Annotated in this window: 15 protein-coding genes and 6 pseudogenes; 13 read left to right on the top strand and 8 right to left on the bottom strand. The window is 71.0% G+C overall.

Annotated features, from left to right (window positions below):
* Positions 1–8: 8 nt before the first annotated feature.
* The 7 genes from HUV60_RS11100 to HUV60_RS11070 all read left to right on the top strand — a co-directional run bounded on the left by HUV60_RS11100 (position 9) and on the right by HUV60_RS11070 (position 8,176).
* On the top strand, positions 9–1,070 hold the full coding sequence (locus HUV60_RS11100; RefSeq protein ID WP_257847595.1) for an ABC transporter ATP-binding protein: 1,062 nt from the start codon (positions 9–11) through the stop codon (positions 1,068–1,070).
* A gap of 27 nt (positions 1,071–1,097) precedes the next feature.
* Complete coding sequence (locus HUV60_RS11095) at positions 1,098–2,246, top strand: ABC transporter ATP-binding protein (protein WP_257847596.1); 1,149 nt, start codon at positions 1,098–1,100, stop codon at positions 2,244–2,246.
* A 279-nt stretch (positions 2,247–2,525) separates the two neighbouring features.
* A complete protein-coding gene (locus tag HUV60_RS11090) occupies positions 2,526–4,160 on the top strand; it encodes a peptide ABC transporter substrate-binding protein (RefSeq protein ID WP_257847597.1) in 1,635 nt (544 codons plus the stop codon).
* Positions 4,161–4,166: 6 nt separating this feature from the next.
* Positions 4,167–5,090 carry an ABC transporter permease gene (locus HUV60_RS11085; RefSeq protein ID WP_257847598.1) on the top strand — a complete coding sequence of 308 codons (924 nt, stop codon included), beginning with the start codon at positions 4,167–4,169 and terminating at the stop codon, positions 5,088–5,090.
* A complete protein-coding gene (locus HUV60_RS11080; protein WP_257847599.1) occupies positions 5,083–6,063 on the top strand; it encodes an ABC transporter permease in 981 nt (326 codons plus the stop codon). Before HUV60_RS11085 ends, HUV60_RS11080 begins: the two co-directional genes overlap by 8 nt.
* Before the next feature lie 9 nt (positions 6,064–6,072).
* Complete coding sequence (locus HUV60_RS11075; RefSeq protein ID WP_257847600.1) at positions 6,073–7,056, top strand: ABC transporter ATP-binding protein; 984 nt, start codon at positions 6,073–6,075, stop codon at positions 7,054–7,056.
* A complete protein-coding gene (locus tag HUV60_RS11070; RefSeq protein ID WP_257847601.1) occupies positions 7,049–8,176 on the top strand; it encodes an ABC transporter ATP-binding protein in 1,128 nt (375 codons plus the stop codon). Before HUV60_RS11075 ends, HUV60_RS11070 begins: the two co-directional genes overlap by 8 nt.
* Positions 8,177–8,393: 217 nt before the next feature.
* Here the strand turns inward: HUV60_RS11070 and HUV60_RS11065 are convergent, their stop codons facing one another.
* A complete protein-coding gene (locus HUV60_RS11065; protein ID WP_257847602.1) occupies positions 8,394–8,531 on the bottom strand; it encodes a hypothetical protein in 138 nt (45 codons plus the stop codon).
* A 12-nt stretch (positions 8,532–8,543) separates the two neighbouring features.
* Positions 8,544–9,119, bottom strand: a complete 576-nt coding sequence (locus HUV60_RS11060) for an ATP-binding cassette domain-containing protein (protein ID WP_257850091.1) — start codon at positions 9,117–9,119, stop codon at positions 8,544–8,546.
* Positions 9,120–9,350: 231 nt separating this feature from the next.
* Between HUV60_RS11060 and HUV60_RS11055 the strand changes: the two are divergent.
* Positions 9,351–9,635 (top strand): annotated as a pseudogene (locus tag HUV60_RS11055) (AfsR/SARP family transcriptional regulator); the annotation flags it as partial.
* Here the strand turns inward: HUV60_RS11055 and HUV60_RS11050 are convergent.
* Positions 9,634–10,056: pseudogene (locus tag HUV60_RS11050) on the bottom strand (ATP-binding cassette domain-containing protein); the annotation flags it as partial. The pseudogenes HUV60_RS11055 and HUV60_RS11050 overlap by 2 nt on opposite strands.
* A 221-nt stretch (positions 10,057–10,277) precedes the next feature.
* Positions 10,278–12,431: a S9 family peptidase gene (locus HUV60_RS11045; protein WP_257847603.1), complete on the bottom strand. Its 2,154-nt coding sequence runs from the start codon at positions 12,429–12,431 to the stop codon at positions 10,278–10,280.
* Positions 12,432–12,608: 177 nt separating this feature from the next.
* On the opposite strand from HUV60_RS11045, the gene HUV60_RS11040 reads away from it, so the two are divergent.
* Positions 12,609–12,803 (top strand): hypothetical protein, encoded by a 195-nt coding sequence (locus HUV60_RS11040; RefSeq protein ID WP_042172665.1) that lies wholly within the window; start codon positions 12,609–12,611, stop codon positions 12,801–12,803.
* Between the two features lie 514 nt (positions 12,804–13,317).
* Positions 13,318–14,733, top strand: coding sequence for an amidase (locus HUV60_RS11035; RefSeq protein WP_257847604.1), 1,416 nt, complete (start codon positions 13,318–13,320; stop codon positions 14,731–14,733).
* 322 nt (positions 14,734–15,055) lie between these two features.
* Here the strand turns inward: HUV60_RS11035 and HUV60_RS11030 are convergent.
* A pseudogene (locus HUV60_RS11030) lies at positions 15,056–16,037 on the bottom strand (zinc-binding dehydrogenase).
* A gap of 210 nt (positions 16,038–16,247) precedes the next feature.
* On the bottom strand, positions 16,248–16,466 hold the full coding sequence (locus HUV60_RS11025) for a hypothetical protein (protein WP_257847605.1): 219 nt from the start codon (positions 16,464–16,466) through the stop codon (positions 16,248–16,250).
* Positions 16,467–16,478: 12 nt separating this feature from the next.
* Here HUV60_RS11025 and HUV60_RS11020 point away from each other — a divergent pair, with 12 nt between their 5' ends.
* Complete coding sequence (locus HUV60_RS11020) at positions 16,479–16,766, top strand: methyltransferase (RefSeq protein WP_257847606.1); 288 nt, start codon at positions 16,479–16,481, stop codon at positions 16,764–16,766.
* A 10-nt stretch (positions 16,767–16,776) separates the two neighbouring features.
* Here HUV60_RS11020 and HUV60_RS11015 read toward each other — a convergent pair whose 3' ends face one another.
* Positions 16,777–16,986: a DUF397 domain-containing protein gene (locus HUV60_RS11015; protein ID WP_257847607.1), complete on the bottom strand. Its 210-nt coding sequence runs from the start codon at positions 16,984–16,986 to the stop codon at positions 16,777–16,779.
* Positions 16,983–17,162, bottom strand: a pseudogene (locus HUV60_RS11010) (transcriptional regulator); the annotation flags it as partial. The gene HUV60_RS11015 and the pseudogene HUV60_RS11010, both read right to left, overlap by 4 nt.
* Positions 17,163–17,246: 84 nt before the next feature.
* Between HUV60_RS11010 and HUV60_RS11005 the strand changes: the two are divergent.
* Positions 17,247–17,680, top strand: a pseudogene (locus HUV60_RS11005) (ATP-binding protein).
* A 227-nt stretch (positions 17,681–17,907) separates the two neighbouring features.
* Positions 17,908–18,343: pseudogene (locus HUV60_RS11000) on the top strand (helix-turn-helix domain-containing protein); the annotation flags it as partial.
* Positions 18,344–18,358 lie beyond the last annotated feature (15 nt).

The following is an 18,358-nucleotide window of genomic DNA, read 5'->3' as shown; positions in this document are numbered from 1 at the left end:
GAACCACCGTGACCACTCTGACCAAGCCCGACGAGGACGCGGCCCCCGCCGCGGGGGAAGCCTTTCTCTCGGTGCGTGACCTCAAGGTCCACTTCTCCACCGACGACGGCATCGTCAAGGCGGTGGACGGCCTCTCCTTCGGCCTGGAGCGCGGCAGGACCCTCGGCATCGTGGGCGAGTCCGGCTCCGGCAAGTCGGTGACCAACCTGGCCGTCCTCGGCCTGCACAACCGCAGGAAGACCGCCATCGAGGGGTCGATCAAGCTGGACGGTCAGGAGCTGACCGACGCCAGTGAGAAGCAGCTGGAGACGCTGCGCGGCAAGAAGATGGCGATGATCTTCCAGGACGCGCTCACCGCGCTGTCGCCGTACTACACGGTCGGCCGCCAGATCGCCGAGCCGTTCATGAAGCACACCGGCGCCTCCAAGAAGGACGCCCGGGAACGTGCCATCGACCTGCTGGAGAAGGTCGGCATCCCGCACCCGAGGCAGCGGGTCGACGACTACCCGCACCAGTTCTCCGGCGGTATGCGCCAGCGCGCCATGATCGCCATGTCGCTCTCCTGCAACCCCGACCTGCTCATCGCCGACGAGCCGACCACGGCGCTCGACGTGACGGTGCAGGCGCAGATCCTCGACCTGCTCAAGGACCTCCAGCAGGAGTTCGGTTCCGCGATCATCATGATCACCCACGACCTGGGCGTGGTCGGCAACATGGCCGACGACATCCTGGTGATGTACGCCGGCCGCGCCGTCGAACGCGGCACGGCGCGCGAGGTGCTCAAGGAGCCGCAGCACCCGTACACCTGGGGTCTGCTGGGGTCGATGCCGCGGCTCACCTCCGACGTGGACGAGCCGCTGATGCCGATTCCCGGATCGCCGCCGTCGCTGCTCAACCCGCCCTCGGGGTGCGCTTTCCACCCGCGGTGCGGCTTCACCGACCTGGTTTCCGGCAGCCGCTGCCCGGGCGAGCGGCCTGAGCTCGCCCCGGGGCGAGCGGCCGCCTGCCACCTGACGGTGGAACAGCGGCAGCAGGTGTTCATCGACAAGATTCAGCCCCGGCTGGGCTGAGCTGAAACCGGCGACTGGGGCATCACCATGAGCGACACAACCAAGACGACCACGGCGGTCGCCGACGAGGTCCCGCAGCAGCGGGACGACGACGCCGCACCGCTTCTGCAGGTCAAGGGCCTGAGGAAGTACTTCCCGATCAAGGGCGGCTTCCCGATCCGGCGTACCGTCGGCGCGGTCAAGGCCGTCGACGGCGTCGATTTCGAGGTCTTCCCCGGGGAGAGCCTCGGCCTCGTCGGCGAGTCCGGCTGCGGCAAGTCGACCACCGGCCGGCTGCTGACCCGTCTGTACGAGCCCACCGAGGGCACCATCGCGTACAAGGGCCAGGACATCAGCCACGCGAGCCGGGCCAAGCTGGCGCCGATCAGGTCCGAGATCCAGATGATCTTCCAGGACCCGTACACGGCGCTGAACCCGCGCCAGACCGTGGGCACGATCATCTCGGGCCCGATGGAGATCAACGGGATCAACCCGCCCGGAGGCCGCGAGAAGCGCGTCCGGGAGCTCCTGGAGATCGTCGGTCTCAACCCGGAGCACTACAACCGCTTCCCGCACGAGTTCTCCGGCGGCCAGCGCCAGCGCATCGGCGTCGCGCGTGCCGTCGCCCTGGAGCCGAAGCTGATCGTCGCCGACGAGCCGGTCTCGGCCCTCGACGTGTCGATCCAGGCCCAGGTGATCAACCTGCTGCAGAAGGTGCAGCGGGAGATGGGGATCGCGTTCGTCTTCATCGCCCACGACCTGGCGATCGTGCGGCACTTCTCGCAGCGCGTCGCGGTGATGTACCTGGGCAAGATCGTGGAGATCGCGGACCGCGACTCGCTCTACAACCGGCCCCGGCACCCCTACACGCACGCGTTGCTGTCGGCCGTGCCCGAGGTGGACATCGACGCGGTCAAGCGGGAGCGCATCCGCCTGCAGGGCGACGTGCCCTCGCCGATCTCGCCGCCCTCCGGCTGCCGGTTCCGCACGCGGTGCTGGAAGGCGCAGGACAAGTGCGCGACCGAGGAGCCGCCGCTGGTCCAGATCTCCGGCAGCAGGCCGGGGCACCTGACCGCCTGCCACTTCCCGGAGGAGCCGACCATCCTGGCCCGTGGCGAGGAGATCGTCATGGACCCGGCGCTCGCGGCCCTGGAGGAGGACGTCCACTCCGCCGACTCCGCCGTCGAGAAGGCCTGACGTCCGGGCCGCCGTCCGCGACGACGGCCCGGCCCGCCGACGGCACCCGGTACCCCGTACAGAGGGGTGCCGGGTGCCGGTCTTTTCCCTCCGCCCCGCGCCTTCTGGCACCGCCTCGTGTCATCCCCCGTCATCTCTCCTCCCGTGTGCACCGCCGGACGGGTGTATACGGGAGGAGCCGCGCCCGTACGGGTGTCGCGCATGTGCGTGACGCACCCTTTGCGCCGATATTGACGTAAAGCACCAGCGCGCCACGGCGCACGTACGAGGAGGCACTCCATGCGCGGAGCGACGCACGCCCAATGGATCGTCTGCGCGGTGGCGGCCGCCCTCACGGCGACGGCCTGCGGGGGTGGGGACGGCGGGGGCGGCAGCGGGGACGCCGGTGCGGTGCTGAGCGCCTCCTGGGGGGACCCGCAGAACCCGCTGGAGCCGGCCAACACCAACGAGGTGCAGGGCGGCAAGGTCCTCGACATGATCTTCCGGGGTCTCAAGCGCTACCACCCGGAGACCGGCGAGGCCCAGGACATGCTCGCCGAGTCCATCGAGACCACGGACTCGCAGAACTTCACCGTCAAGGTCAAGGACGGCTGGACCTTCAGCAACGGCGAGAAGGTCACCGCCAAGTCCTTCGTGGACGCCTGGAACTACGGCGCGAGCCTGCGGAACAACCAGCGCAACGCCTACTTCTTCGGTTACATCGAGGGCTACGACCGGACCCACCCCGAGGACGGTGGCGAGCAGAGCGCCGACACACTCTCCGGGCTCGAGGTCGTCGACGAACTGACCTTCACCGTCAAGCTCTCCCAGAAGTTCTCGACCTTCCCCGACACCCTCGGCTACGCCGCCTTCGCCCCGCTGCCCCAGGCCTTCTTCGACGACCACGAGGCCTGGGTCGCCAAGCCGGTCGGCAACGGCCCGTACGCCGTGGACACGTACACCAAGGGCTCGCAGATGTCCCTGCGGACCTGGGAGGACTACCCCGGCGACGACGCGGCGCAGAACGGCGGTGTCGACCTCAAGGTCTACACCGACAACAACACCGCCTACACCGATCTCATCGCCGGAAACCTCGACCTGGTCGACGACGTCCCCGCCTCCCAGCTGAAGAACGTCGAGAGCGACCTGGGCGACCGCTACCTCAACACCCCCGCCGGCATCATCCAGACCCTCGCCTTCCCGTACTACGACGAGAACTGGAACAGGTCCGGCTCGGAGAAGGTCCGCAAGGGCCTGTCCATGGCGATCGACCGCGACCAGATCACCGAGACCATCTTCGCGAGGACCCGCACCCCCGCCACCGACTGGACCTCCCCGGTCCTCGGCGAGGACGGCGGCTTCCAGGAGGGCCTGTGCGGTGAGGGGTGCGAGTACAGGCCCGACGAGGCGAAGCAGCTCATCGAGGAGGGCGGCGGCCTGCCCGGCGGCAGGGTCACCATCACCTACAACGCCGACACCGGCTCCCACAAGGACTGGGTCGACGCCGTCTGCAACTCCGTCAACAACGCGCTGGACAACGAGCGCGCCTGCACCGGCAACCCGGTCGGCACCTTCGCGGACTTCCGCAGCCAGATCACCCAGCAGAAGATGAGCGGCCCCTTCCGCGCCGGCTGGCAGATGGACTACCCGCTCATCCAGAACTTCCTCCAGCCGCTCTACTACACCAACGCCTCCTCCAACGACGGCAAGTGGTCCAACAACGACTTCGACGAATTCGTCGACCAGGCCAACCAGGAGACCGACACGGCCAAGGCCGTCGGCCTGTTCCAGCAGGCCGAGGAGGTCGTCCGCGACAACATGGCCGCCATCCCGCTGTGGTACCAGAACGGCAGCGCGGGCTGGTCCGAGCGGCTGTCCGACGTGAAGCTCAACCCCTTCAGCGTCCCCGTGTACGAACAGATCAAGGTGAGCTGACCCGCCGTGGGACGCTACGTCGTCCGGCGGCTGCTCCAGATGATCCCGGTGTTCATCGGGGCCACGCTGCTGATCTTCCTCATGGTGAACGTGATGGGCGACCCCATCGCCGGGCTCTGCGGCGAGCGGCGCTGCGACCCGGCGACGGCCGCCCAACTGGAGAGGGAGTTCGGCCTCGACAAGCCCGTCTGGCAGCAGTACCTGACCTACATGGGGAATCTGTTCACCGGCGACTTCGGCACGGCGTTCAACGGCCAGGAGGTCACCGAGCTGATGGCGACCGCGTTCCCCGTCACCATCCGGCTCACGCTGATCGCGATCCTCTTCGAGATCGTCGTCGGCATCGCCCTCGGCGTGGTCACCGGACTGCGCCGGGGGCGGCCCGTCGACACCGGCGTCCTGCTGCTCACCCTCGTCGTGATCTCCGTTCCCACCTTCGTCACCGGCCTGCTGCTCCAGTTGCTGCTGGGGGTGAAGTGGGGGTGGATCAGGCCGTCGGTGTCCTCCGAGGCCCCGTTCGACGAGCTGATCCTGCCCGGCCTGGTGCTGGCCTCCGTCTCCCTCGCCTACGTCACCCGGCTGACCCGCACCTCCATCGCCGAGAACCGGCGCTCCGACTACGTCCGCACCGCCATCGCCAAGGGGCTGCCCCGGAGCCGGGTGATCACCCGGCACCTGCTGCGCAACTCCCTCATCCCGGTGGTCACCTTCATCGGCGCGGACATCGGCTTCCTCATGGGCGGCGCGATCGTCACCGAGCGGATCTTCAACATCCACGGCGTCGGCTACCAGATCTACCAGGGCATCCTGCGGCAGAACACCCAGACCGTCGTCGGCTTCGTGACCGTCCTCGTGCTGGTCTTCCTGGTCGCCAACCTCGTCGTCGATCTTCTGTACGCTGTTCTCGACCCGAGGATCCGCTATGCCTGAACCGCGCTTCGACCCCGACCGCGCCGTCGCCGGGACCGGCATGGGCGGCACCATGGACCTGGGCGTCGACGAGGCCGAGACCCTCGAGAAGCCCCCGGCCGGCCCCGACGGCACCGGCCCGCAGGACAGACCGCGCTCCCTGTGGTCCGACGCCTGGCGCGACCTGCGCCGCAACCCCGTCTTCGTCGTCTCCTCCCTGGTGATCCTCTTCCTGGTCGTCATCTCCCTGTGGCCCTCGCTGATCGCCTCCGGCAGCCCGCTCAAGTGCGACCTCGCCAAGGCCCAGGAGGGCTCGCAGGCCGGCCACCCCTTCGGCTTCAACGGGCAGGGCTGCGACGTCTACACCCGTACCGTCTACGGCGCCCGTACGTCCGTCACCGTCGGCGTCTGCGCCACGCTCGGCGTCGCGGTCCTCGGCAGCGTCCTGGGCGCGCTGGCCGGCTTCTTCGGCGGGGTGTGGGACTCGGTCCTGTCCCGGATCACCGACGTCTTCTTCGCGATCCCGGTCGTCCTCGGCGGCCTGGTGCTGCTGTCCGTCATCACCAGCACCACCGTCTGGCCCGTCGTCGGCTTCATCGTGCTGCTCGGCTGGCCGCAGCTGTCCCGGATCGCCCGCGGCTCGGTCATCACCGCCAAGCAGAACGACTACGTCCAGGCCGCGCGCGCCCTCGGCGCCTCCAACTCCCGCCTGGTACTCCGGCACATCGCGCCCAACGCCGTCGCCCCGGTCGTCGTCGTGGCGACCATCGCGCTCGGTACGTACATCTCGCTGGAGGCGACCCTGTCCTACCTCGGTGTCGGCCTGAAGCCGCCCAGCGTCTCCTGGGGCATCGACATCTCCGCGGCCTCGCCCTACATCCGCAACGCCCCGCACGCGCTCCTGTGGCCCTCCGGCGCCCTCGCGATCACCGTCCTGGCGTTCATCATGCTCGGCGACGCGGTGCGCGACGCCCTCGACCCGAAGCTGAGGTGACCCGCCGTCATGCTGCTCGAAGTGCGTGACCTGCACGTGGAGTTCCATACCCGGGACGGCGTCGCCAAGGCCGTCAACGGCGTCAGCTACGGCGTCGACGCGGGGGAGACGCTCGCGGTGCTCGGCGAGTCCGGTTCGGGCAAGTCGGTGACCGCGCAGGTGATCATGGGCATCCTCGACATGCCGCCCGGCCGGATCACCGGCGGCGAGGTCGTCTTCCAGGGCCGAGACCTCCTCGGCCTGAAGGAGGAGCAGCGCCGCAGGGTCAGGGGCGCCGAGATGGCGATGATCTTCCAGGACGCGCTGTCCTCCCTCAACCCGGTGATCTCCGTGGGCGACCAGCTCGGCGAGATGTTCGTCGTCCACCGGGGCATGTCCAAGAAGGACGCGCGGGCCAAGGCCGTCGAGCTGATGGACCGGGTACGCATCCCCGCCGCCCGGGAGCGGGTGCGGCAGTACCCGCACCAGTTCTCCGGCGGCATGCGACAGCGCATCATGATCGCCATGGCGCTGGCCCTGGAACCGGCCCTGATCATCGCCGACGAACCGACCACCGCCCTCGACGTCACCGTCCAGGCCCAGGTCATGGAACTCCTCGCGGAACTCCAGCGCGAGTACCACATGGGGCTCATCCTCATCACCCACGACCTCGGTGTGGTCGCCGACGTCGCCGACCGGATCGCCGTCATGTACGCGGGCCGGATCGTCGAGTCGGCCCCCGTGCACGACCTCTACAAGGCCCCCGCCCACCCGTACACCCGGGGCCTGCTGGACTCCATCCCGCGCCTCGACCAGAAGGGCCGGGAGCTCTACGCCATCAAGGGACTGCCGCCCAACCTCATGAACATCCCGCCCGGCTGCGCCTTCCACCCCCGCTGCCCGATGGCCCAAGGCGTCTGCCGCACCGACGAGCCGCCGCTGTACGAGGTCACCGAGTCGGACGCCGACCGCGGCAGCGCCTGCCACTTCTGGAGGGAGTGCCTGCATGGCTGAGCCGAGGGGCGGGGTGGAGGGAAAACCGGCCCTGCAGCCGGGCTTCGAGAAGGGCGCCGGGCCCGCCGGAGAACCGATTCTGGAGGTCTCCGGCCTGGTCAAGCACTACCCGCTGACCCAGGGCGTCCTGATCCGCAAGCAGGTCGGCGCCGTGAAGGCCGTCGACGGGGTCGACTTCACGCTCGGCCGGGGCGAGACCCTGGGCATCGTGGGCGAGTCCGGGTGCGGCAAGTCCACGGTCGCGAAGATGCTGGTCCATCTCGAGAAACCGACGGCCGGCACGATCCGCTACAAGGGCGAGGACATCACCAGGCTGTCGGGGAAGGCGCTGAAGGCCGTCCGCCGCAACATCCAGATGGTGTTCCAGGACCCGTACACCTCCCTCAACCCCCGGATGACGGTGGGCGACATCATCGGGGAGCCCTTCGACATCCACCCCGAGGTGGCGCCGAAGGGCGACCGGCGGGGGCGGGTGCAGCACCTGCTGGACGTGGTCGGGCTCAACCCGGAGTACGTCAACCGGTATCCGCACCAGTTCTCCGGCGGGCAGCGCCAGCGCATCGGCATCGCCCGCGGGCTGGCGCTGCGCCCCGAGGTGATCGTCGCCGACGAACCGGTCTCCGCGCTGGACGTCTCCGTCCAGGCCCAGGTCATCAACCTGATGGACCGGCTGCAGAGCGAGTTCGACCTGGCGTTCGTCTTCATCGCCCACGACCTGTCGATCGTCCGGCACATCTCCGACCGGGTCGGCGTGATGTACCTGGGCCGGATCGTCGAGATCGGCACCGACACCCAGATCTACGACCACCCGACCCACCCGTACACGCAGGCCCTCCTGTCCGCCGTCCCCGTACCGGACCCGGCGGCCCGGGAGCGCCGGGAGCGGATCGTCCTCACCGGTGACGTCCCGTCCCCGACGAACATCCCCTCCGGCTGCCGCTTCCGCACCCGCTGCTGGAAGGCACAGGCGCGCTGCGCCGAGGAGGTGCCGCTGCTGGCGGTCCCCGAGGTGTTCCGCAAGGCCGGCGGCCCGGCGGCGCACGACTCGGCGTGCCACTTCGCGGAGGAGAAGCAGGTGGTGCCGTCGGGGGCCCCGGGGGAGCCGCCCGCGGGCGGCTGACGGAGGGCGGTCGGTGCGGCCGTCCGCCCCCGGCCACCGGGACGCCGTGGGCGGACCCGGTGGGTCCGAGGGGTGGCCCAGGGGCGCGGGGCACCGGCCCCAGGGGCACCGGGCCGGGCTCGCAGGCCGGGAACCGCCGACGGGAAGGGGCCGGTGGCGGCCCCGCCGGTGCGAGGCCGTGACGCGGCCGGGGCCGCGTTGAGGCGCGCTCCATCGGTCAGGCCAGGTCGGGCACCCGGCCCTCCTGGTTCTCCTGGTCCATCCGGCTCTCCCGGCCCTCCCGGTCCGCCCCGTTTGCCGGGCCCTCCAGGGCTGCCGGGCCCGCCCGGTTCTTCCGGTGCCGGAGTGCGGTCACCTCCAGTCGTGGTCAGTCCGCGAGGTCGCGCAGCAGTTGCCGGTCGTGGGTCGCGACGACGACGGCGGCGCTCGTGGTGCGGAGCGCGTCGGTCAGCTCGTCGACGAGTGCCGACGACAGGTGGTTGGTCGGCTCGTCGAGCAGGACCAGTCCGGGCCGCCCGGCCAGCGCCAGCGCCAGGTCGAGCCGCCGCTGCTGCCCCTGGGACATCCGCCCGACCGGTGTGCGCGGCGCCTCGGAGTCCAGCAGCCCGAGTGCCCCGAGCGGGACGGTGTCCGCGTCGCGGAGCGCGCCGCGCGCCACCAGCCGCCCGACATGGCGGGCGTGCACCTCGCGGGCGGTGAGTCCGGGGTCCTGCGCGGCGGTCTCCTGGGTGACGCGGACGACCCGCGCCCCCTTCGCCGCCCGCACGTACCCCTGCGTGGGCTCGAGCGCGCCGGCCAGTACGGCGAGCAGCGTGGACTTCCCGGCACCGGTTCGGTCCGGCGGTTTTCCGGGCCGCCGGGACCGCCGGGCGCGGCAACGGGCCGGGGCAACATGGCGAGCCCCGACCCGTTTACGGCACCCGCACGGCCGTACGCTGGACAGCCTCGCGTGTCCGTATATCGGTACCGCTTCCCCGGAGTTGCCTCCGTGTTAACGGAACTCAGCCTCCGGAGCGGCGGATGCGGGCGAGGTTCCGGGGAGCCGGCATCCGTGCCGCCTTCGGCTCCCTTCCACAGCCGTCCGTGGATGCGCCTCGCGCAAGGGACGCCCGCGCGACGGGAGTTCGCCCCCGGCGGGAGGTCCGTCGGCCGGTGCCTTGGCTCATCTGCACGGGTGACCGCCGACCTGACCCTGCCGCCGCGTGTCGCCTATCGCGGACAGGAGGTCACCGCGCCCCGGCTCCGCGGCCTCCTCGCGCTGCTCGCGGACGACCTGCGCACGGGCTGCAGCACCGAGCGGCTCGTGGCAGGGCTGTGGTCGGAGGAGTTGCCGGAGCGGCCGGGAAAGGCGGTGCAGGTCCTCGTGTCCAGGGCGCGGGCGCAGCTGGGCTCCGACGTCCGCGCGAGCACGCCGACCGGATACCGGCTCACCCTCGCCGAGGACCAGGTCGACAGCAGTAGGTGGAGGCGGGCTTCTTCGCGGCCTCCACCAGGTCGAAGCGCTCCAGCAGTCCGGCGACGGTGCGGCGGCCCTCACTGCGGGAGAGGTGGTGCAGGTCCGCCATGAGGAGCATGTTCTCCTCACCGGTGATCAGGCCGTCGACGGCGGAGAACTGGCCGGTGACGCCGATCGCGGCGCGCACGGCCTGCGGGTCGGCGGCCAGGTCGTGGCCGCCGACGCGCAGCTCGCCGGCGTCTGCGGTGACGAGGGTGGAGAGGATCTTCACCGCGGTGGTCTTGCCGGCGCCGTTCGGGCCGAGCAGCGCGAACACGGACCCGGCCGGCACCGCCAGGTCGATGCCGTCGAGGACCGTCCTGTCCCCGTAGGCCTTGCGCAGCCCTTTGGCCGCGATGGCGAGTGAGCGTGATGTCGTCGTCATGCCGCAGAGATTGCGGCAGGGCGCATTCAGCGCGGTTTCAGGATGCTTTCAACGCCCTGAAACCGGGCGGCGGAGGGCAATGCCCTACTGCTTGCCTCCCTGCCGTTGCGGCCTCGGCACGGCTGTCGTCGCGCCCCGCCTGCAGCGCCCCCAAGGCCTCCTCGGCATGGGGGCGCTGCCACGTGGGACCGCGGCCGGCGGCGGTCGGGTTCCGGTGGTGGTCAGCCGTGCGTCGTCAGACCCAGCGAGCGCCTGAGGAAGTCCAGTTGGAGACGGAGCAGGTTCTCGGCGACTTCCTCCTGCGGGGTCATGTGCGTGACGCCGGACAGGGGCAGCACCTCGTGGGGACGGCCGGCCGCGAGGAGGGCCGAGGACAGGCGCAGCGAGTGGGCGACCACCACGTTGTCGTCCGCCAGCCCGTGGATGATCATCATGGGGCGGTGCGGTGCGGCGGCGTCGACCAGACCCGCGTCGTCGATCACCGAGTTGCGGCGGTAGGCCTCCGGCTGCTCGTCCGGGTGACCGAGGTAGCGCTCCTGGTAGTGGGTGTCGTACAGGCGCAGGTCGGTGACCGGGGCTCCCACCACGGCCGCGTGGAAGACGTCCGGCCGGCGCAGTGCCGCGAGGGCGGCCAGGTAGCCGCCGAAGGACCAGCCGCGGACGGCGACGCGGCCCAGGTCGAGCGGGAAGTCGGCGGCGAGGGCCTGGAGCGCGTCCACCTGGTCCTGGAGGGTGATCGCGGCGATGTCGTCCTTGACGGCCTTCTCCCAGGCCGGGGAGTGGCCGGGGGTGCCGCGGCCGTCGGCGACGACCACCGCGAAGCCCTGGTCGGCGAACCACTGCGAGGTCAGATGGGGGTTGTGCGCGGCCACCACACGCTGGCCGTGCGGGCCGCCGTAGGGGTCCATGAGGACGGGGAGGGGAGTGTCGCCGTGGTAGTCCGTTGGCATAAGCACGGCGCACGGAATTTTGCGTGCGCCCCCCTGGGTGAGCGTCACCCGGGGGGACATACCGGGGTCTTCGGCGTACGAGCGGACGGTCGCCGTCGGTTTCCCGTCACGCAGAACCTGCGCCCGCGCCCCCGGCCGGTCCGGTGTCGCGGACACGAGTACGGTCACGCCCCCGGCGCGTACCGCGGAGTGCACACCGGGCTCCTGGGAGACGCGCTCCACACCCAGTTCGTTCACCCGGTAGACGTGCACCTCGCCGATCTCCGGGCCGCCGTCCGCCGCCCCCGGCCTCGGACCCGGCTCCGCTCCCGCCGACGCCGACACCAGCACATCGTCGTCCGACACGTCCAGTACCGCGCGGATGTGCAACTGCGGTCCGGTCAGCGGGCGTTCGCCGACGGCGAGTCGTCGTGCACCCCCCTCGTCCGTGATCCGGACCAGCTGCCCCGAAGGGCTCCAGCACGGCACCCCCGCGAAAAGATCCAGCCAAACTGGATCTTCGTCGGCGTGCACCATCCGGGTGGTCCCGGTGTCCGGGTCCACCGCCAGGAACAGCTGACTGCGCTGGTCGCGCGCCTGTACGAGCAGCAGTGGCGCACCCGCCGCTGACCAGTGCGCATGCGCCATGTACGGGTACCGCTCCCGGTCCCACACGACCTCCGTACGCGCCCCGTCCAGCCCGATCACGAACAGCCGCACCTCCGCGTTCGCGGTGCCCGCCGCCGGATACGCCACCCGCTGCGGCTCCCGTCCCGGGTGCGCCGGATCGGAGATCCACCACCGCCTCACCGGCGTGTCGTCCACGCGCGCCACCAGCAGCCGGTCCGAGTCGGGCGCCCACCAGAAGCCCCGCGAACGCCCCATCTCCTCGGCCGCGACGAACTCCGCCAGACCGTAGGTGACGTTCTCCGTCTCGGGGGCGGCCAGCGCGCGGTCGTCCGTCCCCCCGGCACCCACGACCCGCAGCGCGCCCTGTGCGACGTATGCGACGTGACGCCCGTCGGGTGACGGCCGGGGGTCGATCACCGGTGCGGGAGTGGGCAGTTCACGCGCCGTCCCGGCCCGCAACTCGGCTGTGAAAAGCCGCCCTGACAGGGAGAAAGAGGTCAACTCGACCTGCGCGTCGGTGGCGTAGCCGACGATGCCGGCGCCTCCCTCACGGCTGCGTTCGCGCCGCGCACGCTCCTGGGCCGACAGGCTCTCCGCGGCGCCGCCCAGGAGGGCGTGCGGGTCGGCCGCCACGCGCTCCCCGCCGTCCCGGGGGTCGAGCACCCACAGCGAATTCGCCCGGTCCGTACCGGAACCCGAGCGCAGGAACACCACCCGGGAACCGTCGGGTGCCACGGTGAACGAACGCGGCGCGCCGAGGGTGAAGCGCTGGGTGCGGGCGTGCCGTCGGGGGAAGGAGTCAGCGTCTGTGGTCATGCCATGACCATATTGGCCATGCGCCCCCTTGTGCGGCCGTGCGCCGACCGATGCGCGCGTACGGATAGTTATGATCGTTGGCGCATAGTGGGTATGAACCTGCTGGCTGTTGTACGGATTTATCTGCCCCCATATTCCTACCCCCTGTCGTCCTGGGATCCTTGGAGGTGAGCCGCCGTGGCACTCTCGATTTCGGCGGTAGTGCTGCTGGCGATCATCGTCTTCCTGTTGATCAAGAAGTCGGGCCTCAAGGCAGGGCATGCGGTCGTCTGCATGCTCCTCGGCTTCTACATGGCGTCGTCGACGATCGCGCCCACGATCAGCGAGTTGACGACCAACATCGCGGGGATGATCGGCAGCATCAACTTCTGACCCGCCGGGCCTCGCCCGACCCGGCTCCGGGCCTTGCCGGGCTGCCGGCGCAACGGACAGGTCCGGACGAACCCTGAGGACTGGCGCGTGGAGGCCGCCGGCGTGCTCGCCGTCTCCGGGCTCCTTGCGGCGTGGCTGCTGTGGAGCCTCTACCGCATCCCCGTCGGCCTGCGGGACGGATCCTGGCAGCGTCCGCTGTGGTGGGCGTGCCTGTGTCCCTCGCGCTGTTCGCCGGCTTCGTGGCCTGGGTTCGACGTCGGCGAGGCATGCGAGTACGGCCGTCACTGGCCGCGCGACGGTGCCTACCGTGGGTCAAGCCGGGCATCGCGAACTGCGACGCCTTCGTGCTGCTCGCCACGGCCGTGCTGCTGTGGCTGGGTATCGCGCGTCTCACCCGCGGTGGCGCGCCGCGGACGGCGGTGGAGCGACTCGCGCGCACCCCCCCCTCGCCTGTTACTCGCCGGTAAGGAATGATGGCGGGCCAGTATCCATGAGTTCAGGGGCGGAGCCGGCGATGACGACTTCCGAGGAACAGACCAGGGTCCACGCCTTCGGGGACGACGCCCTGGGCGACCACGACGCCGTCGGGCTCGCCGAGGCGATCCGGCGGGGAGAGGTGAGCGCGGCCGAGGCCGCCCGTGACGCGGCGGCACGGGTCAGGGCCGTGGACGCCCGGCTCAACGCCGTCCAGGTGCACATCGACGCTCCGGACCACGGCTTTGGGCCGGCCGGCGCCCTCACCGGGGTGCCGACCTTCGTCAAGGACAACACCGACTACCGGGGGCTGCCCACCGGACACGGCAGCGCCGCGTTCGCGCCGAAGGACGCACGCCGGCACGCCCCGTTCGCCCGGCAGTTCGTCAGCACCGGCGTCACGGTGCTCGGCAAGTCCCGGCTGCCCGAGTTCGGGTTCAGCCCGACCACCGAGTACGAGGACGCCGCGCCCGTCCGTAACCCGTGGCACACCGGCCACTCGGCGGGCGGCTCGTCCGGCGGCAGCGCCGCGCTGGTCGCCGCCGGAGCCGTGCCGATCGCGCACGCCAACGACGGTGGCGGCTCGATCCGGATTCCCGCCGCCTGCTGCGGACTTGTGGGGCTGAAGCCCACACGGGGCCGGATGGTCCCGAACGCGCAGGGCCGCCAACTGCCGATCGACGTCGTCACCGACGGCGTCCTGAGCCGCTCGGTACGGGACAGCGCCGCGTTCCTCGCCGCCGCCGAGCAGCACTGGCGCAACCCGAAGCTACCGCCCGTGGGGCTGGTCGAGGGTCCCTCGGAGCGTCGGCTGCGCATCGGCCTCGTGGTGGACTCGCCGAGCGGCGTCCCCTCCGACGCCGCGACCCGGGCGGCCGTCACACGGACGGCACAGCGACTGGAGCGGCTCGGCCACACCGTGCAGCCGGTGGAGCTGTCGATCGACCCGCGCTTCACGGAGGACTTCCTCACCTACTGGGGCCTGTTGTCGTTCCTGATCGGCGTCACCGGAAGGACGCTCGGCCCGGACTTCGACCGGCGCCGCATGGACGGCCTCAGCCGGGGCCTGCGCGAGACGTACGTGAGGAACTGGCAGCGCACGCCGGGTGTGGTGCGGCGGCTGAAGCGCACGCGGGAGCCGTACGCGGCGGCGTTCCGCGGGCTCGACCTCGTCCTCTCCCCGGTCCTCGCCCACACCACACCGGAGATCGGCCACCTCGCCCCGACGGTCCCCTACGCGACCCTGATCGAACGGATCATCGCCTACGTGGCGTTCACCCCGGTCAACAACGTCGTCGGAACGCCGTCGATCTCGGTCCCGGCCACGAGCACGACGCCGGACGGCCTCCCCGTCGGCGTCATGCTCTCCGGCCGCCCCGGCGCCGAACGGACGCTGCTGGAGCTCGCCTTCGAACTGGAGGCCGACCAGCCGTTCCGGCGGGTGCGGGACCTCTGACGGGCTCGCCGGGCAGGTGGAGGACGTGAACGGCCGGAAGCGGCGAGGGGCCGCCGCGCAGTCCTTGGGTACCCGCTGGGTGCCAAAGTGTGACGGCACCGAAGATTCCGCGGTCGGCCGGGCCCCCGGGCGTCACTCCGTCCGGTCGGGTCCGAACGGCCGATCGTCGGGCGGACTCGTTCATGACCATGTGCGGTTCGCCGCATTCCGTGTGCGGGTGGCGGAATCGCCGTCAGCAGGTCCTGGCGAAATGTCCGGCGGGCGACGTTGCCCGGTGTTTTCGTGAGACCACTGTGTCGGCTGGACCGACGCCGGCCGTCTCTCACCAGTGGGCGTCGGGGACGAGGGCGACCTTGCCTGTTGTCGCCCTCGTCCGCAGGGCGGCGTGCGCCGCGGCGGCCTGCGACAGGGGGAAGGTCTGGAAGGCGGGCACCAGACTCCCCTCGGCGGCAGCCGTGAGCGCGCGGGCCTCGTCGGCGGGCGCGTCCTGGCCCTCCAGCAGCAGGGCCAGTGCGTCGGTGAAGTGCACGCCGCGCTCCTTCAGTTCCGCCTCGTCGGGGCGGAACTCCTCCCGCGAGGCCGCGCCGATGGTGAGGTAGCGCCCGCCCTCGGCCAACAGCCCGAAGGCGGCCCGCCCCTTGTCGCCCTCGACGCCGTCCAGAACGGCCGTGACGCCGCGCCCGCCCAAGGCGTCGCGGACGGTGCCCGCCCAGTCCGGCAGGTTGTAGTCGACAGCGATGTCCGCTCCCAGCTCCCGCACGGCCGCCGTCTTGGCCGGTCCGCCCGCCGCGCCGACGACCGTGGCGCCGAGGCGGTGGGCGAACTGGACGACCAGCCGGCCGATGCCGCCGGCCGCGGAGGTGACCAGGACCACGTCGCCGGAGGTGAGTTCCGCGATGTCGAGCAGGCCGATGGTGGTACTGCCGGTGACGACCGTGGTAGCGGCGGCCTCGTACCCCAGTCCGGCCGGAATCCGGTGCAGGCACGGGACGTCGGCGACGGCGAGCTCAGCGTAGCCCCCCCGGCCTGCCGTGCGCGGTCACCACCTTGGCGCCGGTCCAGGCCTCGTCCACATCCGGCCCGACCGACTCGACGACGCCGGCCACCTCTCCCCCGAGGATCGCCGGAAGTCCGGGAAGCGGCGGACCGATCTCCAGCCCTTCGCGCATCGCCGTCTCGATCTGGTGGACTCCCGCGGCCCTCACCGAGACACGGACCTCGCCCGGCCCCGGTACGGGATCGGGCACGGTCTCATAACGGAGGTTCTCAGCGGGTCCGAACTCGTGCAGCACGACGGCGTGCATGACCGTTCCTTCCGGTAGATCTGCGGGAGACACCCACTCTGCGACCTCTACTTCACTTGAGGTCAAGCCTTTCGCGGCGGGCGCCTCCCAGCGGTGATGCTCTCCATGCGACGGCGCGAGCCTCACCGAGCGGCGGCGGTTTCAGCCGTGACACATCACGCCCCGGTGGCACAAGGACCCCGCTCGGACCCGTCCCCCACCCAGGAACCCTCAACAGAATGAGGTCTTCAGGCGTCGTCGGCAGATGATGGCGCAGCCGAGGGTGAGGAAGGCGGCGTCGACGCGGGTGGCGTCAGGGCCGACGTCCTGTTCCTCGACAAGAAGGCCCCGCGCGCCGACGGCAAGCCGCACACCACCGAGACGTGGGTCTACGACTTCCGCACCGGCCGGCACTTCACGCTCGAGCAGCGCCCGCTCACCCGCGCCCACCTGGACGACTTCGTGGCGGCCTGCCGGCCCGGTGAGCCCAGCTCTGCCCGCGTGGAGTCGGAGGGCGAGAACGGGCCGTTCAAGAAGTTCGGCTACGAGGACCTGGTCGCCCGCGACAAGGTCAACCCCGACATCACGTGGATGAAGGACCCCGCCCTCGACGACGCCGACAGCGGGCTGCCGCCCGAGGTGATCGCCGAGGAGAACGTCCGCGACCTCCAGTCCGCCCTCAACGAGTTCACCGCCATCGCCCGTTCCCTGGGCGGCGAGGTGGACGTACCGGAGGCCGAGGCCGAGTAGAAACGGCCCGTCAGCCCTCGACCGCGTACGGCACGAAGCCGGCCCACGCGGCGGGGGAGAAGGTCAGCCGGCCGCCCTCCACGTCCTTGGAGTCACGGACGTGGAGGGTGTCGGGCTGGACGGCGATCTCTACGCATGAGTCGCCCTCACTGCCGCTGCTGTAGCTGCTCTTGAACCACGCCAGGTCCGAGGCGTCCCCGGACGAGGTGTTGCGGATCATGTCTCCCCCAGCAGTTCTTCGATGAAGACCGTTGACTCACGTGGTGTGAGCGCCTGAGCCCGGATGATGCCATACCGCAGTTCCAGGATACGGAGCTGCCTCAGCTCGGAAACCGGCCGTCCGTTGGCCACCGCTGGGGAACGGCCGATCGCTGAACCGTCCTCGAAACTTCGGACAGGGCCGGACAAGCCCTGGACGGTCACCGTACGCAGCAGCGCGATTACCCTTCACGGTACGTCCGGTCGGCCACGCTGAGTGACGTGAATCAGAAAACTCGGGAGATCGCCGGGACGGACACCCGACCCGGCCACGAAGTCCGCCACACCACCATGCTGTTGTCGTCCACCCCGCGCGGGGCCCGGCTGGGCCGTCTGCTCGCGGTGGACGCGCTCCGGAGCCGGCGGCCAACGCCGCCACGCACGGCCGGCTGCCCGGCCGCAGCTTCCGCCTCACGCTGTACGTCGTCGGCTCCACGCTCCGCATCGAGGTCACCGACACGCGGGGCGACCGGCTGCCCGCGCGGCAGGAGCCCGCCGCGGGGGACGAGTCGGGCCGTGGGCTGCTGCTCGTGGAGGCGCTGGCCGACCGCTGGGGGGTGGTGGAGGGGAGGTTCCCGCGGAAAACCGTGTGGGCGGAATTGAGCCTCGCGCCACCGGAACACGGCCCCGCCGGTTCCGGTGGTGCTGACGACTGAAAGACAAAGAACGTGAGGGAAAGAACCCCCACCACACCCCACCCCTCCCGCCCGTGACCCGCGCTCACTCGGGAGGGTGAACATCCCCGGTCCGGCTGATTTCGGGGCCCGCCAGGCCCGAGGCTCGGCCCAACGCAGGACCCACGCCGACAGGCATGCGACGGACCCCGCAGGGACGGCAATCCCAGTACGAGGGCCTGACCACCGAGGAAGCGAGAACCTTCCCGATGGGTATTCAGAACCCTAACGTGCCCCCACGCGCCCAGGCCCGTATCCCGGGCGACAAGTCCCCGAACCGGGGGCGCCGTACCGGCGGGCTGGTCCACGACAACACCCGCCACACCGCCCGCTTCACCGTGATCGGCAACCACCTGGCCCAGCACGGCGAACTCTCGCTCCTCGCCATCGGGCTCGGCACCCACCTCCAGTCACTGCCGAAGGGCGCCCCCGCCCACATCAGGACGCTCGCGACCCGTTTCCCCGAGGGGGCCCCGGATCGCCGCCGCGCTGCGTGAGCTGGAGACCCACGGCTACCTGCGCCGCGAACGCGTCCGCACCCCCGCGGGCCGGATCGTCACCCGCACGACCTCGTGCAACCAGCCGACGGCGGCCCGCCACCGCACGGGCGAACCCGCCCCCGCCCCCGTTCCGCGCACCGGCCGGTGCGCCGTCCGTCGA

Origin of the sequence: Streptomyces sp. KMM 9044, from assembly GCF_024701375.2 — a bacterium.
GTDB lineage: Bacteria > Actinomycetota > Actinomycetes > Streptomycetales > Streptomycetaceae > Streptomyces.
This window is presented reverse-complemented; position numbering and strand designations above follow the sequence as displayed.

What these genes read in the sequence shown, in the direction of transcription:
- HUV60_RS11090 (WP_257847597.1), top strand. Translation starts at nt 2,526, where the DNA reads ATGCGCGGAGCGACGCACGCCCAATGGATCGTCTGCGCGGTGGCGGCC.
- HUV60_RS11075 (WP_257847600.1), top strand. Translation starts at nt 6,073, where the DNA reads ATGCTGCTCGAAGTGCGTGACCTGCACGTGGAGTTCCATACCCGGGAC.
- HUV60_RS11045 (WP_257847603.1), bottom strand. Translation starts at nt 12,431, where the DNA reads ATGACCACAGACGCTGACTCCTTCCCCCGACGGCACGCCCGCACCCAG.
- HUV60_RS11035 (WP_257847604.1), top strand. Translation starts at nt 13,318, where the DNA reads ATGACGACTTCCGAGGAACAGACCAGGGTCCACGCCTTCGGGGACGAC.
- HUV60_RS11070 (WP_257847601.1), top strand. Translation starts at nt 7,049, where the DNA reads ATGGCTGAGCCGAGGGGCGGGGTGGAGGGAAAACCGGCCCTGCAGCCG.
- HUV60_RS11015 (WP_257847607.1), bottom strand. Translation starts at nt 16,986, where the DNA reads ATGATCCGCAACACCTCGTCCGGGGACGCCTCGGACCTGGCGTGGTTC.
- HUV60_RS11080 (WP_257847599.1), top strand. Translation starts at nt 5,083, where the DNA reads ATGCCTGAACCGCGCTTCGACCCCGACCGCGCCGTCGCCGGGACCGGC.
- HUV60_RS11095 (WP_257847596.1), top strand. Translation starts at nt 1,098, where the DNA reads ATGAGCGACACAACCAAGACGACCACGGCGGTCGCCGACGAGGTCCCG.